At 54.3% G+C, this 527-nt stretch carries 1 pseudogene; it reads left to right on the top strand.

What is annotated here, in order from left to right:
* Positions 1-527: pseudogene (locus QK296_RS28950) on the top strand (hypothetical protein); the annotation flags it as partial.

Genomic DNA, 527 nt, shown 5'->3' with positions numbered 1-527 from the left:
ACCAGCAACATGCGCACCTGGGCGCTGGGCCGTGGGCTGATAGATTTGCCCGCCAACTGGACGGGGGGCGGGGATGTGAAGCTGTACTACGGATTGGGAGCTGATCACTCAAGCATTGAGGTCTTGATCTTGGGGGAGCGCGTGACGCAGGAGCGATTTGATGCAGCCTTGAATGAGCGGTCACGTCGGATTTCGGCAGTCAAGAACTATAAGAATTCAGATGTGCCGATGCTGGTGTCGGCAAAATTTGTCTCACCCAGGGAAACGTTGCTGCAGTACTACAAGCAGGCAACACGCCGCCAAACATTCGTTCATGAGTCTCATCTGCTGATCGATGATGTCTACGTCATGCTCAGGGCTCAATCATACGAAGGCGATACGGATCCCGTTGAAGCCCAACTCTTAAAGCTGTCGAAGGAAATCTTCAAAGTCACCCCTGAAACCGCAGGCGCGGGGTTTGCACTTGGGCCGGTTGTCATTCGCAGTCATCACGACCATGAGATCGCCAGTTTCTATTTTCGCCCCCC

Source organism: Pseudomonas sp. AL10, from assembly GCF_029960685.1.
Taxonomy (GTDB): Bacteria; Pseudomonadota; Gammaproteobacteria; order Pseudomonadales; family Pseudomonadaceae; genus Aquipseudomonas; species Aquipseudomonas lactis.
The sequence above is the reverse complement of the archived record's forward strand: the minus strand, read 5'-3'. Positions and strand labels throughout refer to the sequence as shown.